Raw genomic sequence first — 16,833 nt, forward strand, 5'->3', positions numbered from 1 at the left:
CTAGAGCCATTTTTAATCAAAGTCAAAGGGCTGGGTTTTTCTCGGGGCGCGGCGGCCAGTCGTGCTTAAATCGCGCCCTATGACTTTTCTGGCCATCGACGTGGGCAACACCCGCCTGAAATGGGCGTTGTACGAGCAGCCCGGCCCCGGCGCCGCCGTGCTGGCGCAGGGGGTGGAATTTTTGGAGCACATCGAGCGCCTGGCCGAAGACAGCTGGGGGCACCTGCCCGCGCCGGCGCACATGCTCGGCTGCGTAGTGGCGGGCGACACCGTCAAGCGCCGTGTGCAGGAGCAGCTCGAACTGCTGCCGCCCTGGGACGTGGTGCCGCAGTGGGTGGTGCCGGCGCTGCAGGAGGCGGGCCTGGTCAACGGCTACGACCACCCGCTGCGCCTGGGTGCAGACCGTTGGGTGGCCATGATTGGCGCGCGCCACCGCCTGCTCGCGCGCGGCGAGCGCCAGCCGCTGATCGTCGTCATGGTCGGCACGGCGGTGACGGTGGAGGCGATCGACACCGAAGGGCGCTTTCTTGGCGGCCTGATTTTGCCCGGCCACGGCATCATGCTGCGCGCGCTCGAATCGGGCACTGCCGGCCTGCACGTGCCCACGGGCGAAGTCACGCTGTTTCCGACCAACACCAGCGACGCGCTCACCAGCGGCGGCACCTACGCCATTGCCGGCGCCGTCGAGCGCCTGTTCCAGCACCTGGCGCAGCACTGCGGCCAGGAACCCGCCTGCATGATGACGGGCGGCGCCGGCTGGAAAATGGCGCCGAGCATGACGCGGCCGTTCGAGCTGGTCGATAACCTGATCTTCGACGGCCTGCTGGAAATCGCCGCGCGCCGCTTTGGCGCGCCGGCGTAGTCAGCGCTTTAATCGTCCGAGAGTTCGGCGCGCGCCAGCTCCACGTCGAGGAACTCCATTGCATCCTGCGGCACGCTGGCAGCGGCCTGCTCGTACAGGGCGGTGGCTTCTTTCATTTTCTTGTCGCCATCGAGCATGACCAGGGCGTTGGCGTATTCGATCTTGGCAATGGCCGAATCGGGCCGCAGGCGCAGTGCCTCCTTGAAGTGCTTGAGGCCCAGGTCTTTCTTCGCGCCGTAGGTCATGCCGCCGATGAGCGCGCCCACCTTGTCGATGACCTCGGCATGGAAGGCGCCCAGGGCGATGTGCGCCTCGGCATGGTCGGGCGCCAGCGCCAGGGTTTGCTCCAGCGCCTGCTTGATTTTTTGCCCCAGCCCCTGCGCCAGCGCCTTGGCCACGCTGATGCCCTGGCTGTAGCGGCCCAGGGCGTAGGCCACCTGGTACCAGGCGTTGGCGTTGCCGGGCTCGCTCTCCGTCAGTGCCTGGGCGCGCTCGGCAATGGCCTGGAACATCTCCAGGCGCACTTTTTCCTTGGGTTCGAGGTAGGTGGCGTAGATGGCCTGCGCCTTGTTGGCCGCCACTACGCCGGCGTTGCCAGCGGCCAGGCCGGTGGCGGTGGCCTGCTCGAACTGCCCGCTGTGGAACAGCGCCCAGGCTTCCAGGGCTTTTTTGTCGCTCGGGCAGGGCTCGCAGTCGCCGGCGTGCAGCTGTGCCCAGTGCTTTTTCACGCTGGCAGCGGTGAAGGGGAAATCGCTGGTCTGGGGAAAGGCGGTCCAGGCGGCCATGGTGTGCAGTCTCCGTCGGTGGTGGTTATGGATTCGGGGTCTGGTAGGCGCTCGCCAGGGTCAGCAGGTGCTGGCGCTGGCTGCCTTCGAGGTAGGGCATGAGCAGGTTGAGCACGTGGTGCGCGCCGCGCAGCAGGGCGGTTTGGGCGCTCTCGGGTTCGAGCGCGCGGCGCGGATCGCGCACGTATTCAAAGCTCAGCCAGTAGGTCAGCACCACCACCATGCTGGTGGCGGTGGGTTCGAGTTCGCGCGCTTCGATCTCGATGGCGCCAGCGTGCTGCAGGCCATCGAGCAGCTGGCGCATGGCGCGGGTCTTGTGCTTGAGCACGGCCTGGAAATGCGTTTCCAGGCGGCGGTTCTTGGACAGCAGGTCGTTGAGGTCGCGGTACAGAAAACGGTACTGCCAGATGAGCTCGAACAGGGTGTGCATGAAGAACCAGGCGTCTTCCACATTGCGCACGCTGGAGCTGGCGCCCAGCAGCTCGCCCAGGCTGGCGTCGTAGCGGTCGAACAGGGCGTTGATGAGTTCGTCCTTGGCCGGGTAGTGGTAGTACAGGTTGCCGGGGCTGATGCGCAGCTCGGCGGAGATCAAGGTGGTGGAGACGTTGGGCTCGCCGAAGCGATTGAACAGATCGAGCGTGGTTTCCAGAATGCGTTCAGCGGTGCGGCGCGGCGCTTTTTTGACCATGGGGCGAAGTCCTCAGGTTGTTCCCTGGCGGATAACTCTAACCGACGCTGCGGCGCTGTCAGAAAACTGTCAAAAAAACGGCTGCCACACCGCGAGGTGGGCAGCCGCAGGGCAGGGCGGGCCTGCCGGATGAGGGCCTATTTAGGCTGCGGCGGCCGGGGTGTCGGCAGCGGCAGCAGCAGCTGGCTCGACCGCGCGCGGTGCCACTTGCGGGAACGGCGGGCGCTTGGTGGCAGCGGGCTTGGCAGCTGCTTTGGCTGCAGGCTTGGCGGCGGCCTTTTTGGCGGCGGGCTTGGCCGGGGCTTTGTCGGCAGTGGCGGCCTTGGCAACAGGCTTGGCAGCGGCTTTGGTGGCAGGCTTCTTCGTGGCAGCGGGCTTTTTGGCAGCGGCGGGCTTGGCAGCAGGCTTGGCACTTTCCTTGGCCGGGGCCACGGGCGGGGCCTTGCCCAGGCTCTTGGCCAGGGCGTCGATGCGGGCGTTGAGGGCTTCGATGTCGCGCGAGGTCGGCACGCCCAGGGTGGACAGGGCCTTGGCGACGCGGTCTTCAAAAATGGATTCGAGCTTGTCCCACTTGCCAGCGGCGCGCGAGCCGATGTCGTTGGCCATGTGCGTCACGCGGCTGGTGGCTTCGGTGATTTTTTCTTCGGCCACGGCCTGGGTCTTGCGCTGGATCGACAGCCCTTCCTTGACCAGCGATTCAAACACCTTGTTGCCTTCTTCCTGGGCCTTGGCAAAGGCGCCCAGACCGGCGAGCCAGATTTGCTGTGCGGATTCTTTGATGGCGCGTGGCAGTTCGGCGCTGGGCTTTTTCTTGTCGTCGCTGATTTTTTGCAATTTTTTAACCATGGAAAACCTCCGGGGTAATGTGGATGGTGGATGCCAGATTTTTGTATTCCGGCGCATGGGTTGGCACTGTACGCCGCTGCCCGGCGCGGGTGTAGGTGACGGTTTCTAAAAACCATAGAGCCGCACCTCTAGGGTGGGGGCAGGCCGGGGCCGCTAGCATCGACGCGGGTTTTTTCTGAAGCTGGCAGCGCCGCTGCCGGGCAAGAATGCGCGAGTTTAAATAAGGAGCTTTTTCTATGCGGTATTTCGTGACGGGGGCGACGGGTTTTATCGGTAAACGGTTGGTCAAGAAGCTGCTCGAACGCAAGGGCACGGTGGTGTACTTTTTGCTGCGCCCCGAGAGCGCCGACAAGGCGGCTGAGCTGCGCAAGTATTGGGGCGTGACGGCCACCCGGGCGATTGCTGTGGCCGGGGATTTGACGAGCAAGAAACTCGGCGTCAGTGCCGCTGATGTCAAGGCACTCAAAGGGCAGGTCGATCACTTCTACCACCTCGCTGCAGTCTACGATTTGGCCGCTGGCACGGAGACCCAGGTGGCGGTGAACATCGACGGCACGCGCAACACCCTGGAGCTGGCGCGCGCGATCGAGGCCGGGCACTTTCATCACGTTTCCTCGATTGCCGCTGCTGGCCTGTACGAAGGCGTGTTCCGCGAGGACATGTTCGAGGAGGCCGAGGGGCTGGATCACCCCTACTTCCAGACCAAGCACGAGAGCGAGAAGCTGGTGCGCCAGGACGCCAAGCTCACCTGGACGGTGTACCGCCCGGCCATGGTGGTGGGCGACAGCCAGACCGGCGAGATGGACAAGATCGACGGTCCGTATTACTTTTTCAAGGTCATCCAGCGCATCCGCCAAATCCTGCCGCCGTGGATGCCGTCCATTGGTCTCGAAGGCGGGCGTGTGAACATCGTGCCGGTGGACTATGTTGTGGATGCAATTGCTGCCATCAGCCACCAGGACAAGATTGCGCAGCGCTGCTTTCACCTCGTCGATCCGGTGGGCTACCGCGTGGGCGACGTGCTCGATATTTTTTCGCGTGCCGCCCATGGCCCGCGCATGAGCGTGTTCGTCAACGCCGCGCTGCTGGGCTTTATCCCCAAGGGCGTGCGCAAGGGCATGATGGCGCTGGCGCCGGTGCGCCGCGTGCGCAACGCCGTCATGAAGGATTTGGGCCTGCCCGAGGAGATGCTCACCTTCGTCAACTACCCCACGCGCTTTGATTGCCGCGAGACCACGGCGGCGCTCAAGGGCACGGGCGTGTCCTGCCCCAATCTCAAGGACTACGCCTGGCGCCTGTGGGACTACTGGGAGCGCCACCTCGACCCTGAGCTGCACATCGACCGCTCGCTCAAGGGCGCGGTGGCGGGCAAGGTGGTGCTGATCACCGGTGGCTCCTCGGGCATTGGCCTGGCGGCGGCGCACAAGTTTGCCGAGGCTGGCGCCACCACCCTCATCTGTGGGCGCGACCAGGACAAGCTCGACGCCGCCTGCGCCGAGGCGCGGGAGAAAGGCTATGCCTTTGTGGCCTACGCCGTCGATATTGCCGACATGCAGGACTGCGACCGCTTCGTGCAGCAGCTCACAGCCGAGCATGGCGGGGTGGATTTCCTGGTGAACAACGCCGGGCGCTCCATCCGCCGCGCCATCGAGGGCAGCTACGAGCGCTTCCACGACTACGAACGCACCATGCAGCTGAACTACTTTGGCGCCCTGCGCGTGACCATGGGCCTGCTGCCCAAAATGGTGGAAAAGCGCAAGGGCCATGTGGTCAACATCAGCTCCATCGGCGTGCTGACCAACGCACCGCGCTTCTCGGCCTACGTCGCCAGCAAGGCCGCGCTCGATTCCTGGACGCGCTGCGCCGCCAGCGAGTTTGCCGACCAGGGCGTGACGTTCACCACCATCAACATGCCGCTGGTGCGCACGCCCATGATCGCGCCGACCAAAATCTACGACAACGTGCCCACCCTCAGCCCTGAAGAAGCCGCCGACCTGATCGCCCAGGCCTGCATCTTCAAGCCGGTGCGCATCGCCACCAAGCTGGGCATCACCGGCCAGGTGCTGCACGCGCTGCTGCCGCGCGTGGCGCAAATCACCATGAACACCAGCTTCCGTATGTTCCCGGATTCGGATGCGGCGCAGGGTGGCAAGGGTGGCAAACCGCAAATCGCCGCTGAAGCCGAAGCGCTCAAGCACATGATGCGGGGTATTCACTTCTGATCGTCGGCGCGGCGGAGGGGATGGGATAATTACGGGTTACCTCGTACCCCCCCTCTGCACACCATGATCCTCGTCACCGGCGGCGCCGGCTTCATCGGCGCCAACTTCGTGCTCGACTGGCTCGCCCACAGCGGCGAGCCCGTGCTCAACCTCGACAAGCTCACCTACGCGGGCAATCTGCACAACCTCGCCAGCCTGCAGGGCGACGCGCGCCACGTCTTCGTGCAGGGCGACATTGGCGACCGCGCGCTGCTCGACCGCCTGCTGGCCGAGCACCAACCCCGGGCCATCGTCAACTTCGCCGCCGAGAGCCATGTGGACCGCTCCATCCACGGCCCCGAGGATTTCATCCAGACCAACGTCGTCGGCACTTTCAGGCTTTTGGAGGCTGCAAGGCACTACTGGAGCGCGCTACCAGCTATCAAAAAAGAAGCGTTCCGCTTCCTGCACGTGAGCACCGACGAGGTCTACGGCACGCTCGCGCCCACCGACCCGGCCTTTACCGAAGAGCACAAGACCGAGCCCAACAGCCCCTACAGCGCCAGCAAGGCCGCCAGCGACCACCTGGTGCGCGCCTGGCACCACACCTACGGCCTGCCGGTGCTGACCACCAACTGCAGCAACAACTACGGCCCGCTGCACTTCCCGGAAAAACTCATCCCGCTGATGATCGTCAACGCCCTGGCCGGCAAAAGCCTGCCGGTGTATGGCGACGGTATGCAGGTGCGCGACTGGCTCTATGTGCGCGACCACTGCCGGGCGATTGCCCGCGTGCTCGACGCTGGCCGCCTGGGCGAGACCTACAACGTCGGCGGCTGGAACGAAAAGCCCAACATCGAGATCGTGCAGACCATCTGCGCCCTGCTCGACGAACTGCGCCCGCGTGCCGACGGCGCGAAGTACGCCAGCCAGATCACCTACGTCAAAGACCGCCCCGGCCACGATCGCCGCTACGCCATCGACGCCCGCAAGATCGAGCGCGAACTGGGCTGGAAGCCTGCAGAAACCTTCGACACCGGCATCCGCAAAACCGTGCAGTGGTACCTGGACAACCCCGGCTGGGTGGCCACCGTGCAGTCCGGCGCCTACCGCGACTGGGTGGCCAAGCAATACGACGAAACCGACGGGGCTGGCGCATGAACATCCTGTTGCTGGGCAAGGGCGGCCAGGTCGGCTGGGAGCTGCAGCGCAGCCTGGCCGTGCTCGGTGCGGTGACGGCGCTGGACTTTGACAGCCAGGAGCACTGCGGCGATTTTTCCAATCCCGAGGGTGTGCGCGAGACCGTGCGCGCGCTCAAGCCCGACGTCATCGTCAACGCTGCCGCCCACACCGCCGTCGATAAGGCCGAGAGCGAGCCCGAGCTGGCCCGCTTGCTCAACGCCACCACCCCCGGCGTGCTGGCCGAAGAAGCGGCCCGCCTGGGCGCCTGGTTGGTGCACTACAGCACCGACTACGTGTTCGACGGCAGCGGCAGCCGCCCCTGGCAGGAAACCGACACGCCCGCCCCGCTGTCGGTCTACGGCCGCACCAAGTGGGAGGGCGAGCAGGCCATCCAGCAATCGGGCTGCCAGCACCTGATTTTGCGCACCAGCTGGGTGTACGCCGCACGCGGCGGCAACTTTGCCAAGACCATGCTGCGCCTGGCCCAGGAGCACGAGCGCCTGACGGTGATCGACGACCAATGGGGCGCGCCCACCAGCGCCGAACTGCTGGCCGACGTGACCGCGCACGCCATTCGCCACCTGCAGCGCCACCCGCAAGACGGTGGCCTGTACCACTGCGCCGCCGCAGGTGAAACCAACTGGCATTTGTATGCAAAACACGTGCTGGCGCTTGCCAGTCAAGCGCCAGCAGCTATCAAAATCAAAGCAACCGACATCGCCCCCATCCCCACCAGCGCCTACCCCACGCCGGCCCAGCGCCCGCACAATTCGCGCCTGGACTGCAGCAAACTGCAAACCACCTTCGGCCTGACACAGCCGCACTGGCAGCAGGGCGTGGCGCGCATGTTGACCGAAATTCTCTAAAGCACCATGACACAGCAACGCAAAGGCATCATCCTCGCCGGCGGCTCCGGCACCCGCCTGCACCCGGCCACGCTCGCCATCAGCAAGCAACTGCTGCCGGTGTACGACAAGCCCATGATTTACTACCCGCTCAGCACCCTGATGCTGGCGGGCATCCGCGAGATCCTCATCATCAGCACGCCGCAGGACACGCCGCGCTTTGAACAACTGCTGGGCGACGGCAGCCAGTGGGGCCTCCACCTGCAATACGCCGTGCAGCCCAGCCCGGACGGGCTGGCGCAGGCCTTCCTGATCGGCGAGCAGTTCTTGAACGGCGCCCCCAGCGCTCTGGTGCTGGGCGACAACATTTTCTACGGCCATGACTTCCAGCCGCTGCTGCAGTCCGCCAATGCCCAGGCCAGCGGCGCCACCGTGTTCGCCTACCACGTGCACGACCCCGAGCGCTACGGCGTGGTTGCCTTTGATGGCCAGGGCAAGGCCGTCAGCATCGAGGAAAAGCCCAAGGCGCCGCAATCGAACTACGCCGTCACCGGACTGTACTTCTACGACAGCCAGGTGGTCGATATTGCCAAGGCCGTCAAGCCCAGCGCACGTGGCGAGCTGGAGATCACCAGCGTCAACCAGACCTACCTGGAGCAGGGGCAGCTGACGGTGAAAACCATGGGCCGGGGCTACGCCTGGCTTGACACCGGCACGCACGAGAGCCTGCTCGAAGCGAGCCAGTTCATTGCCACGCTGGAAAACCGCCAAGGGCTCAAGGTCGCCTGCCCCGAGGAAATCGCCTGGCGCAGCGGTTGGATTGATGCTGCCCGGCTCGAACGCCTGGCCCAGCCCCTGGCCAAGAACCGCTACGGCCAATACCTGCTGCAACTGCTTCAACACAAGGTCTACTGATGCGCGCCACCCCCTTGGCCATTCCCGACGTGCTGCTGATCGAGCCCAAGGTGTTCGGCGACGCACGCGGCTTTTTCTTTGAGAGCTTTAATCAAAAAGCCTTCAACGAAGCCACCGACACCAATTACCAGTTTGTGCAAGACAACCACAGCCGTAGCAGCCGTGGCGTGCTGCGCGGCCTGCATTACCAAATTCAGCAGCCCCAGGGCAAGCTCGTGCGCGTGGCGCGCGGTGCCGTGTGGGACGTGGCGGTAGACATCCGCAAAAGCTCGCCCACCTTTGGGCAGTGGGTGGGTGCGGAACTGAGTGAGGACAACCAGCACCAACTCTGGGTTCCGCCCGGTTTTGCCCATGGTTTCGTGGTGCAGAGCGAATCGGCTGATTTTTTGTACAAAACCACGGATTACTACGCACCGCAGTTTGAGCGCTGCATCGCGTGGAATGATCCGCAGCTAAAAATTGAATGGCCCCTTGCCGAGCCGCCCCAATTGTCGGCCAAGGATGCACAGGGGGTGTTGCTGGCGCAGGCGCATCTGTTTGTTTGATGGGGTGAGCCTCCAGGCGTGCATCTACGGCTGGATGCTTTGAATCGATCGATACAGCGCGGCCGATCCAAACTTGTCATTGCTGGGGTCGAAGGAAAACAGGTTATGGCTGCGCGCCACGGCCTGCCCCTGCCAATAAGGCTCTAGAAAGAACGATAAAAACTGCGCGCCCCGTGCCGCATGGGTGTCGAACACCTGCTGCAGCGCGGGTGCATCGAGTGCCTTGAGCGGGTGAAACTCCGTAATGCCGTAGCTGCTACGTCCCGTTCCCCGGTACCAACGACTAAAGCCAGAACCGTAAGCGGCGTCGCCATACAAACTCACGCCCAGACGGATGGTGCCTGTGTCGCGCAGTGAGGCATCAATGGCAAATTTATTGCTATCCCAACCCGGGTTGGTAAACGGAATGATCTGGTGTGTGTAGCGCGGTGTGTTTGCCAGGCAGGATGTGCTGAGCGCGCCATCAAAAAAGTGCAGGTAGTCCACCACCTGCTGGTTGCGAAATGCGTGCCATAGCGGTACCAGCGGGTTGTAGTAATAGGACTGCAGTGGCGCAGGCATGTCGATATATGCTTGCAAGTGCAGGGGGGCGGGAGTGCTCGGCGGTAGCGGGCGCTGCGGCTGCAGCACTGGCTGCCTTTGGTCTTGGCCCATGATGGCAATATCGCGCTGCCCCAGAGGCATGAGTTTGCCGGGTGCAGTTTCCAGAAAAAGATCCAGGCGATGCAGCCCGCTGGGCAGTTGTCGAAAATCCATGTCCAGGCGCCAGCCGGTATTGGCGTCGCCAAACTCCGGCTTTGCCTGTAGCACATCCTGGCGCCCCTGGTTGACCGCCGCCTTGCCGATGAAAGTGCCATTGCGGTACACATGCACCCAGGCTTTGCGCCCACCCGGTACATAGGCCCAGCCTGCAATGGGCAGGCTGCCGTGGGCGTAGGGATCGATATGTTCGCTATAGCGCTGCAGGGGCTCGCTGCGAATGTCGCGGGAGGGCGGTTGTACCGCCCCAAAGTGGGGGTAGTCGCTCCCCAGGACGCGGTTGAGTTGATCAATCGTATGAAATTGGGTTTTCAGATACTGCTGAAATCCTGTGGCTGAGGCTTGGCTGTAATCCGTAATGCGGTATGGTGGCGCATAGCCCATACCGGCTTGAAAATCTGGAAACAACTGGTGCAGCTCGCCCAGCAGGGTGATGCCTCGGATTTTGGCGCGATCCTGCGCCGGCAACTGGCACAGAGCGTTCAGCAGCGCCGTGGTGGCCTGCACGCGCCGCACGGACAGCGTGTTGTCGGCGCGCGCCACGCTCCAGGGATAGACCGGATCGCCGTAATAGCTGTCAATCGGTAGTGGGCCGTCGCGCGTCTGCGCGAGGTTGCTCCGATCGCGGGCCAGTACGGGCTCAATGGGCGCGTGTTGTCCAAAATGCGTGGAAAACAAATACAGGATCAGTGGCCTGGCGCTGTCTTGTACGGTACGTGCCAGCCGCTGCACGCGCTCTGCATCAATCACCCAATCCTCGCCTTGGGCGCGAAACAACTGCAGCAACGGCACTGGGAGGGTGTAGCCCAGTGGGTAATGGCCGGAGGATGCGGCATGGGGCTGTAGCTGTGCCAAGGTGGCGTCGATCAGCGCTGCAGCCGAGCCCTGCTCACCCGTGCAGCGCTGCGCGAGCGAACCTGGCGCAGGCTGCGTGCTGGGGGCTGGTAGTGCAATGCAGGTGTCGATGACGCCCATCATGGGTGCCAGCAGCATCGTGCCTGCAGGGGTAGCCGTTACCGGCAGGGTTTGGCGAAACCACCACGCGCCAGCGGCGCCTGCCACCAGAACGGCGCAGGCGGTGGCTAGGCAGACGAGAGGGCTGCGTTGAGGATCAGACGATGACATGAAACAGACGGGGTGCAGCAGGGTACAGCGGGCGGCACGGTGTGCAAACCAAGCATCCTACCAAGCGGCGTGCATGGTTCTGGGCGCTTCTGCGGCGCTGCGTTGCCGGGCATTACACTCTCGCCCATTCATGCCTCCATCGTGTGTGAGGCGGTTTCCCATGACGACACAATTTTTATCCGACCCGACGCCCGCGCAGGCGGAACCGGTCGCCAGCCTGCGTCCCTATCTGGGCGAGTTGCTGGTGCAGGCCGGCAAGCTCAGTGCCCGCGATCTCGATCGCGCCCTCTCCGCCCAGCAGGAAATGGGTGGAATGCTCGGGCGCGTGCTGGTGCGCCTAGGGTTGGTGTCCGAGCTGGACGTGGCACAGACCCTGTCGCGCCAGTTGAACGTGCCGTTGGTAGCGGCGGAGTCATTCCCCGAACTGATGCCCGAGGTGGACGGCCTACTGCCTGAATTCCTGCACGCCCATGCTGCATTCCCGCTGCGACAAGAGGGCCAGGAGCTGCATGTGGCGCTGGCGGTGCCGCAAGATGCGTTTGTGCTCAAGGCGCTGCACCTGGCCACCGGTTGCACCATCCGGCCCTACCTGGCGCTCGAAGGTGACATTGAAAAAGCCCTGGCCGAGCCCGAGGAGCAGGAGCAGCAAGAGGAAGAGGGCGGGTTCTCCGACGGCCTCGATGGTGGTGATTTCGTCGAGCACCTGAAAGATCTGGCCAGCGAGGCACCTGTCATCCGCCTGGTCAATACCATCGTTGGTCGCGTCACCGATTTGCGCGCCTCCGACATTCACCTCGAACCCTTCGATGACGGCCTGCACGTGCGCTACCGTGTCGATGGCGTCATTCACCCCGGTGAAATTGTGCCCCCGCGCCTGTCCGCTGCTGTGGGCTCGCGCGTCAAGCTGCTGGCACACCTGGACATCGCCGAGCGTCGCCTGCCGCAAGATGGCCGCATCAAAACCCGTGTCAAGGGCCGCGAACTCGATCTGCGCGTCTCCACCGTGCCGACCGTGCACGGTGAGAGCATCGTCATGCGTGTGCTCGACCGTGCCAGCGTGCGCCTGAACCTCGACACCATGGGCTTTGCCCCCGATACGCTGGCACGTTTTAATGCCCTGTTGGCGCGGCCCCACGGCATTGTCCTCGTCACTGGCCCCACCGGCTCGGGCAAAACCACTACCTTGTACGCAGCGCTGTCCAAGATCGATGCCCAGGCCAACAAAATCATTACCGTGGAAGACCCGGTCGAGTACCAGCTCGAAGGCATCAACCAGATCCAGGTGCACCCGCAGATCAACCTGACCTTTGCGAACGCGCTACGCTCCATCCTGCGCCAGGATCCCGACATCATCATGATCGGCGAAATGCGCGACGGCGAAACCGCGCAGATCGCCGTGCAATCGGCCCTGACCGGGCACCTGGTGTTGTCCACGCTGCACACCAATACGGCCGCAGGCGCCGTGATTCGAATGCAGGACATGGGGGTCGAGAGCTACCTTATCACCTCCTCGGTCAACGGCGTGCTGGCGCAGCGCCTGGTTCGTACTCTGTGCAACCATTGCAAAGAGGCTTACACCCCCGATGAGGAGCTTCGCCAGCGCACCGGCTTGGCACGCTTTACCGCTCCGGGGCAGGCCATTTACCGCGCAGTGGGCTGCGAGCATTGCCGCCAGTCGGGCTACCGGGGGCGAACCGGCATCCATGAGCTATTTGTGCTCGACGAGCCTATGCGCCGCGCCATCATTGATGGCAAAGACGCCAACGCCCTCAATGCACTCGCTGCCCAGGGTGGAATGCTGAGCTTGTTCGAAGACGGTTTGCGCAAGGTGACCGCTGGCGTCACCACGCTCGATGAACTCGCCCGCGTGACCCAGGACCAGTCCGATGCCTGATTACGCCTGGCGGGCCGCCACAGCGGCGGGCAAGGTCGAAGAAGGCCACCTGAGTGCTGCCAGTGAGGCTGCAGCCCTCAAACAGTTGCGCACCCAGGGGCTCACCCCGCTGCGGCTGGAAGTGGCGACTGCCGTGGGCGCTACTGGCATGGCAGCGCCTGCGCAAACGGCGCGTGGTAATGCATCTCCCGTTTTACCGGCATCATCCCCATCACGGATAGACAAGGGGCCGGTCACTGCGGCCGATGTGCACGCACTCACCGCCGAGCTGGCCATCATGCTACGTGCCGGCCTGGCACTCGATAACGCGCTGCGCGTGCTCATCGACATGGCGCACAAGCCGCGCCTGCGTGAGCTGGTGCAGGGCATCCTCGATGCCGTCAAAGGCGGCACACCGCTGTCGCGTGCGCTGGGCTCACACCGGGAATTGTTTGGCGATTTTTATATCAACATGGTGCGCTCGGGCGAGATCAGCGGCCAGATGTCTGCTGTGCTTGACCGCCTGGTCGAGCACCTCGAACGCCAGCGTGCGCTGCGCGAGAGCGTCGTCTCAGCCACCATCTACCCGGCCATCTTGCTTGGCGTGGCCGTGCTCTCGCTCGTGGTCATGCTCGGCTTTGTCGTGCCGCAGTTTGAAAAACTCTTCACCGACATGGGCGATGCCCTGCCCCTGCCCACCCGCATCGTCATGGAAATGGGCCACGCCTTTCGGCGGTATGGCCTGGTCATGGCCATCACTGCGGCAGGGGTCGTTATGCTGTTACTGCGCTGGCTGCGCTCCCCTTCCGGTTTGCAGTGGTGGCAAACGCGGCTGTTGCGCTTGCCGCTGGTGGGGCGGCTGACCCTCCGGTACCAACTCACACTGTTCTCGCGCTCACTGGGCACGCTGCTGGGCAATGGGGTGCCCATGCTGACAGCGCTGCACATCGCCACCGACACCGTGAGCAACACCGTTTTACAGCAGGCCCTGGCCAAGGTGGCCCCCATCGTCAAAGAAGGCGGCAAGGTGGTGCACGCCATTGCTGCAACGGGCATTTTTGAACCTTTGGCCATCAACCTGATCCGAGTAGGCGAGGAGACGGGCCGCGTTGGCCCCATGATGCTGGAGCTGTCGAACATCCTCAACCGTGAGGTCGAAACTGGTATCAAGCGCCTGCTCACCCTGGTCGAGCCCGTGCTCATCCTGGTGCTGGGTGTGCTCATTGCCGCCATCATCATCTCCATCTTGCTCGGTATTCTGTCGATCAATGACCTCGCCGTATAATTTTCGTTTGCCCAAGAAAGACCGTTCCATGGTGAGTACCCGCTCCCGTCGCCGCGCGCGCGGCTTCACGCTGATTGAACTGCTGGTCGTGCTTGCCATCCTCACGCTGCTTGCGGGCCTGGTGGGGCCGCGCGTGCTCGGTCAACTCGGTGGCGCCAAATCGAAAACGGCGGCAGTGCAAATTGCCGACCTGGATAAATCGCTCGAACTCTTCAAACTCGACGTAGGCCGCTACCCGACGACAGAAGAAGGGCTCGACGCCCTGGTCAAAAAACCTGGCAGTGCCAATGCCTGGAACGGCCCCTACCTCAAAGGTGGTGTGCCGACCGACCCCTGGGGCCGCGTCTACCAGTATGCGAACACCGGCGGCAAAATCGCCATCGTCTCGCTCGGTGCGGATGGCGCCGTGGGCGGCGAGGGTGAGGACGCTGATATTCGTAACATTCCTTGATGTCTTATCCTGTCTGGTAGGTGCGACTAAGGCCGTTCGTACGATGGGGAGATAGCACCATGCGACGCGTCCAAGGCTTCACGCTGATCGAGCTGCTGGTAGTGTTTGTCATCATGGCGCTGCTCGTTTCGGTCGTACCTGCTGCATTCGATCGGATGCGCGAGGCTGTGCAATACCGCGACACCTTGCGCACTATCCAGGCGGATATGCGAAAGGCACGCCGCGAGGCATTGATGACCGGCAAAGAAACACGCTTCACCGTGGACATGCGCCAAAGGGTTTATGGACTGCAAGGGGAGCAGCGGCACGAGGTGCCTTCATCGCTGGAGTTGCGTGCCATTGTCGCGGGTGTCGAATCGAGCCCCTCGGGCATCGCTTCGATTCGTTTCCTGCCGCGCGGCGGAGCGACGGGTGGCAGCATCGATGTCCTGCGCGCGTCGGGATCGGGGGTGCGTCTGCGCGTTGATTGGCTCTCGGGTCTGGTTGCCCAAGAGGCGCTAACCCCATGATGGGAGGCTGCGCTCGCCGAAGTCGTGGCATGACCTTGTTGGAGCTCTTGGTGGCTGTCGCAATCATGGCCATGTCCTTGGGTATGCTGTACCGCGCCTTGGGCGGCAGCGCCCGTGCTGCGGGTGATGTCGGTCGCTACCAGGAGGCGGTTTTCGTGGCTGAGAGTTTGTTGTACGCGAACGCCGACCTCCCTGAGGGCGGCTGGAATGAACAAGGCCAGTCTGGGGTTTTTCGCTGGAGCGTGCATTCCCGGCCCTATGCGACGGTGGTGCAGAGCAGCAGCCCGGATGCTGTGCCGTTGCACGCTCTGCAAGTCACGGTTGATTGGGAAGAGCAGGGCCGTGCGCGTTCGGTCGTATTGGGTATCCTAGTTCCGCAGCGGCCGCCACCATTGGTCAACGGAGGTGCGCGATGAGGCGTGCGGATCACCAGTCCGGTTTCACGCTGATCGAAATGTTGATCGCAATGGCACTGCTGTCCTTGCTTGCGCTGGGTATGGTTTTCGCGATGCGCACCATGGGCCAAACGCAAGACCGCATTGATCAGCGTTTCGCACGTGCCGATGAACTTCAGTCGGTCACTGCTTTTGTCCAGACCGTCTTGGAGCGTCTTTCGAGCAGGCGTGCAGGTTTGCAAGAACCGGGCAAAGCACTGCTTTTGTTCAGCGGCACGCAGCAGTCGATCGAATGGTTGGGCATCATGCCCGCCCGACATGGCATGGGCGGTCGGTATTTTTTTCGGCTCGCCGTCGAGCCGGCGGCATCAGCCCAGGCCCTGGTGCTGCGCTACCAACCCTGGCAGGGCGAGGTATCCCTGCCCGACTGGTCGGCCGCCCGTTCGCGCATTCTTGTGTCCGACGTAGTAGGCATGGACATCGGCTACGGTGGCAAGGAGATGGCGCCTCAGCAATGGGTGCCCGTTTGGGCGCAGACAGAGTCATTGCCCGTGCGCATACGGCTAGGCGTGACTACGCGCGATGGGGCCTGGCCGTTGTGGATCGTCGGGACACGCGCCCTGTCGCCGGGTGGGGGGCGTTCAAGTATGTATTCCCATGGGCCAGGAAGCTAGCGTGCATGGGGTGTATTCCATGGTGATGTACGCATTTCACCGATCCACGCAGCGGGGCATGGCACTCATCATGGTGCTATGGGTCACCGCTGCGTTGGCTATCGTCGTCACCAGCATCGGGTATATGGTGAAGGGCGAGCTGCGCCAGGTCGCCGCCGTGCGCACCGGCGCTGCAGACAGGGCCATGGGTCGGGCCGCGATGGCGCTGGCGCTCCAGGAACTGGACGCCAGCAACCGCAGAAGGCTGGAGCGCCCCGAGCGACACACTTACTTGTTCGAGGGCACCGCCGTGGACGTTTTGGCGCTGCCGCTCAATGGTCTGCTGGACATCAACCGGGCGCCGGTAGCACTCCTGGCCGCGCTGTTTCAACATGCGGGCGGCTTGGCGCCGGACGCTGCCCAGAACCTTGCAGCAGCGCTGATCGAAATACGCTCGGCACGTACGCCACAGGGCGCAACCGCCCAGTTTGACGCCATTGAAGACCTGCTCCAGCTACCGGGAGTGGACTACGAGCTTTATGCTAGACTCGCGCCGCTCATAACAGTCAATGCGGGAGGCAGCAGTCAGGTCAATCCCTATGCCGCTCCCCCAGCATTGCTGAGAGTTCTAGCAGAGGGAAATCAGGCGGCGGTCGCAGCCTTCGAGGCGGGCAGAGACTCTGGCACTGCCGACCAGTCTGGATTCAACCCCGCATTCCTCACTTCCAGCGGTTCCAACAGGTTGCGACTGTATGCCCAGCCAGCTGAGAGTGCGCAAGCTATTTCCACGGTGGCTTGTGACGTGACTTTTTTCGGTCGCAGATCTGGTGCGCTACCGTGGGAAAGCCAGCAGTGCGATGCCCCAACAACTCCGATGTGGTGAACAGTCTCCCTTGCGCACATAATGGCAGAAA

At 63.5% G+C, this 16,833-nt stretch carries 17 protein-coding genes; 13 read left to right on the forward strand and 4 right to left on the reverse strand.

Annotation, left to right across the window (positions count from 1 at the left end):
• The first annotated feature begins 79 nt into the window (after positions 1-79).
• Positions 80-862 carry a type III pantothenate kinase gene (locus tag G7045_RS01240; protein WP_166156179.1) on the forward strand — a complete coding sequence of 261 codons (783 nt, stop codon included), beginning with the start codon at positions 80-82 and terminating at the stop codon, positions 860-862.
• Between the two features lie 8 nt (positions 863-870).
• Here G7045_RS01240 and G7045_RS01245 read toward each other — a convergent pair whose 3' ends face one another.
• From G7045_RS01245 to G7045_RS01255, 3 genes are all read right to left on the reverse strand, one after another.
• Positions 871-1,647 (reverse strand): hypothetical protein, encoded by a 777-nt coding sequence (locus G7045_RS01245; RefSeq protein WP_166156182.1) that lies wholly within the window; start codon positions 1,645-1,647, stop codon positions 871-873.
• A 25-nt stretch (positions 1,648-1,672) separates the two neighbouring features.
• Complete coding sequence (locus tag G7045_RS01250; protein ID WP_166156185.1) at positions 1,673-2,335, reverse strand: TetR/AcrR family transcriptional regulator; 663 nt, start codon at positions 2,333-2,335, stop codon at positions 1,673-1,675.
• Positions 2,336-2,476: 141 nt separating this feature from the next.
• Complete coding sequence (locus tag G7045_RS01255) at positions 2,477-3,181, reverse strand: phasin family protein (RefSeq protein WP_166156188.1); 705 nt, start codon at positions 3,179-3,181, stop codon at positions 2,477-2,479.
• A gap of 236 nt (positions 3,182-3,417) precedes the next feature.
• On the opposite strand from G7045_RS01255, the gene G7045_RS01260 reads away from it, so the two are divergent.
• The 5 genes from G7045_RS01260 to rfbC all read left to right on the forward strand — a co-directional run bounded on the left by G7045_RS01260 (position 3,418) and on the right by rfbC (position 8,869).
• Positions 3,418-5,403: an SDR family oxidoreductase gene (locus G7045_RS01260; RefSeq protein WP_166156191.1), complete on the forward strand. Its 1,986-nt coding sequence runs from the start codon at positions 3,418-3,420 to the stop codon at positions 5,401-5,403.
• Positions 5,404-5,466: 63 nt separating this feature from the next.
• Positions 5,467-6,543, forward strand: a complete 1,077-nt coding sequence (gene rfbB, locus G7045_RS01265; protein ID WP_166156194.1) for a dTDP-glucose 4,6-dehydratase — start codon at positions 5,467-5,469, stop codon at positions 6,541-6,543.
• A complete protein-coding gene (gene rfbD, locus G7045_RS01270; protein WP_166156196.1) occupies positions 6,540-7,430 on the forward strand; it encodes a dTDP-4-dehydrorhamnose reductase in 891 nt (296 codons plus the stop codon). The genes rfbB and rfbD overlap by 4 nt, the downstream gene beginning before the upstream one ends.
• A gap of 6 nt (positions 7,431-7,436) precedes the next feature.
• Positions 7,437-8,324, forward strand: a complete 888-nt coding sequence (gene rfbA / locus G7045_RS01275; protein WP_166156199.1) for a glucose-1-phosphate thymidylyltransferase RfbA — start codon at positions 7,437-7,439, stop codon at positions 8,322-8,324.
• Positions 8,324-8,869: a dTDP-4-dehydrorhamnose 3,5-epimerase gene (rfbC, locus tag G7045_RS01280; protein ID WP_166156202.1), complete on the forward strand. Its 546-nt coding sequence runs from the start codon at positions 8,324-8,326 to the stop codon at positions 8,867-8,869. The genes rfbA and rfbC overlap by 1 nt, the downstream gene beginning before the upstream one ends.
• 24 nt (positions 8,870-8,893) lie before the next feature.
• Here the strand turns inward: rfbC and G7045_RS01285 are convergent, their stop codons facing one another.
• Positions 8,894-10,621, reverse strand: coding sequence for a hypothetical protein (locus G7045_RS01285; RefSeq protein ID WP_240919248.1), 1,728 nt, complete (start codon positions 10,619-10,621; stop codon positions 8,894-8,896).
• Positions 10,622-10,913: 292 nt separating this feature from the next.
• On the opposite strand from G7045_RS01285, the gene G7045_RS01290 reads away from it, so the two are divergent.
• From G7045_RS01290 to G7045_RS01320, 7 genes are read left to right on the forward strand one after another with little or no spacing between them, the layout of a single operon-like run.
• On the forward strand, positions 10,914-12,647 hold the full coding sequence (locus G7045_RS01290) for a GspE/PulE family protein (RefSeq protein WP_166156208.1): 1,734 nt from the start codon (positions 10,914-10,916) through the stop codon (positions 12,645-12,647).
• Positions 12,640-13,911 (forward strand): type II secretion system F family protein, encoded by a 1,272-nt coding sequence (locus G7045_RS01295; protein WP_166156211.1) that lies wholly within the window; start codon positions 12,640-12,642, stop codon positions 13,909-13,911. The genes G7045_RS01290 and G7045_RS01295 overlap by 8 nt, the downstream gene beginning before the upstream one ends.
• Positions 13,912-13,939: 28 nt before the next feature.
• Positions 13,940-14,362, forward strand: coding sequence for a type II secretion system major pseudopilin GspG (gene gspG, locus G7045_RS01300; protein WP_166156214.1), 423 nt, complete (start codon positions 13,940-13,942; stop codon positions 14,360-14,362).
• Positions 14,363-14,421: 59 nt separating this feature from the next.
• Entirely contained in the window at positions 14,422-14,871 is a 450-nt protein-coding gene (locus G7045_RS01305; RefSeq protein ID WP_166156217.1) for a GspH/FimT family pseudopilin, read from the forward strand.
• Entirely contained in the window at positions 14,871-15,287 is a 417-nt protein-coding gene (locus G7045_RS01310) for a type II secretion system protein J (RefSeq protein WP_166160311.1), read from the forward strand. Before G7045_RS01305 ends, G7045_RS01310 begins: the two co-directional genes overlap by 1 nt.
• Positions 15,284-15,940 carry a prepilin-type N-terminal cleavage/methylation domain-containing protein gene (locus tag G7045_RS01315; RefSeq protein WP_166156220.1) on the forward strand — a complete coding sequence of 219 codons (657 nt, stop codon included), beginning with the start codon at positions 15,284-15,286 and terminating at the stop codon, positions 15,938-15,940. The genes G7045_RS01310 and G7045_RS01315 overlap by 4 nt, the downstream gene beginning before the upstream one ends.
• A 58-nt stretch (positions 15,941-15,998) precedes the next feature.
• Positions 15,999-16,802 carry a type II secretion system protein GspK gene (locus G7045_RS01320; RefSeq protein ID WP_166156223.1) on the forward strand — a complete coding sequence of 268 codons (804 nt, stop codon included), beginning with the start codon at positions 15,999-16,001 and terminating at the stop codon, positions 16,800-16,802.
• Positions 16,803-16,833: the final 31 nt, after the last annotated feature.

The sequence above is a fragment of the Acidovorax sp. HDW3 genome, assembly GCF_011303755.1.
Taxonomy (GTDB): domain Bacteria; phylum Pseudomonadota; class Gammaproteobacteria; order Burkholderiales; family Burkholderiaceae_C; genus Paenacidovorax.

Coding starts and splice junctions, on each gene's coding strand:
- rfbD (WP_166156196.1), top strand. CDS start 6,540: ATGAACATCCTGTTGCTGGGCAAGGGCGGCCAGGTCGGCTGGGAGCTG.
- G7045_RS01305 (WP_166156217.1), top strand. CDS start 14,422: ATGCGACGCGTCCAAGGCTTCACGCTGATCGAGCTGCTGGTAGTGTTT.
- rfbA (WP_166156199.1), top strand. CDS start 7,437: ATGACACAGCAACGCAAAGGCATCATCCTCGCCGGCGGCTCCGGCACC.
- G7045_RS01295 (WP_166156211.1), top strand. CDS start 12,640: ATGCCTGATTACGCCTGGCGGGCCGCCACAGCGGCGGGCAAGGTCGAA.
- rfbB (WP_166156194.1), top strand. CDS start 5,467: ATGATCCTCGTCACCGGCGGCGCCGGCTTCATCGGCGCCAACTTCGTG.
- G7045_RS01285 (WP_240919248.1), bottom strand. CDS start 10,621: ATGCTGCTGGCACCCATGATGGGCGTCATCGACACCTGCATTGCACTA.
- rfbC (WP_166156202.1), top strand. CDS start 8,324: ATGCGCGCCACCCCCTTGGCCATTCCCGACGTGCTGCTGATCGAGCCC.
- G7045_RS01320 (WP_166156223.1), top strand. CDS start 15,999: ATGGCACTCATCATGGTGCTATGGGTCACCGCTGCGTTGGCTATCGTC.
- G7045_RS01245 (WP_166156182.1), bottom strand. CDS start 1,647: ATGGCCGCCTGGACCGCCTTTCCCCAGACCAGCGATTTCCCCTTCACC.
- G7045_RS01315 (WP_166156220.1), top strand. CDS start 15,284: ATGAGGCGTGCGGATCACCAGTCCGGTTTCACGCTGATCGAAATGTTG.
- G7045_RS01240 (WP_166156179.1), top strand. CDS start 80: ATGACTTTTCTGGCCATCGACGTGGGCAACACCCGCCTGAAATGGGCG.
- G7045_RS01290 (WP_166156208.1), top strand. CDS start 10,914: ATGACGACACAATTTTTATCCGACCCGACGCCCGCGCAGGCGGAACCG.
- G7045_RS01250 (WP_166156185.1), bottom strand. CDS start 2,335: ATGGTCAAAAAAGCGCCGCGCCGCACCGCTGAACGCATTCTGGAAACC.
- gspG (WP_166156214.1), top strand. CDS start 13,940: ATGGTGAGTACCCGCTCCCGTCGCCGCGCGCGCGGCTTCACGCTGATT.
- G7045_RS01260 (WP_166156191.1), top strand. CDS start 3,418: ATGCGGTATTTCGTGACGGGGGCGACGGGTTTTATCGGTAAACGGTTG.
- G7045_RS01255 (WP_166156188.1), bottom strand. CDS start 3,181: ATGGTTAAAAAATTGCAAAAAATCAGCGACGACAAGAAAAAGCCCAGC.
- G7045_RS01310 (WP_166160311.1), top strand. CDS start 14,871: ATGGGAGGCTGCGCTCGCCGAAGTCGTGGCATGACCTTGTTGGAGCTC.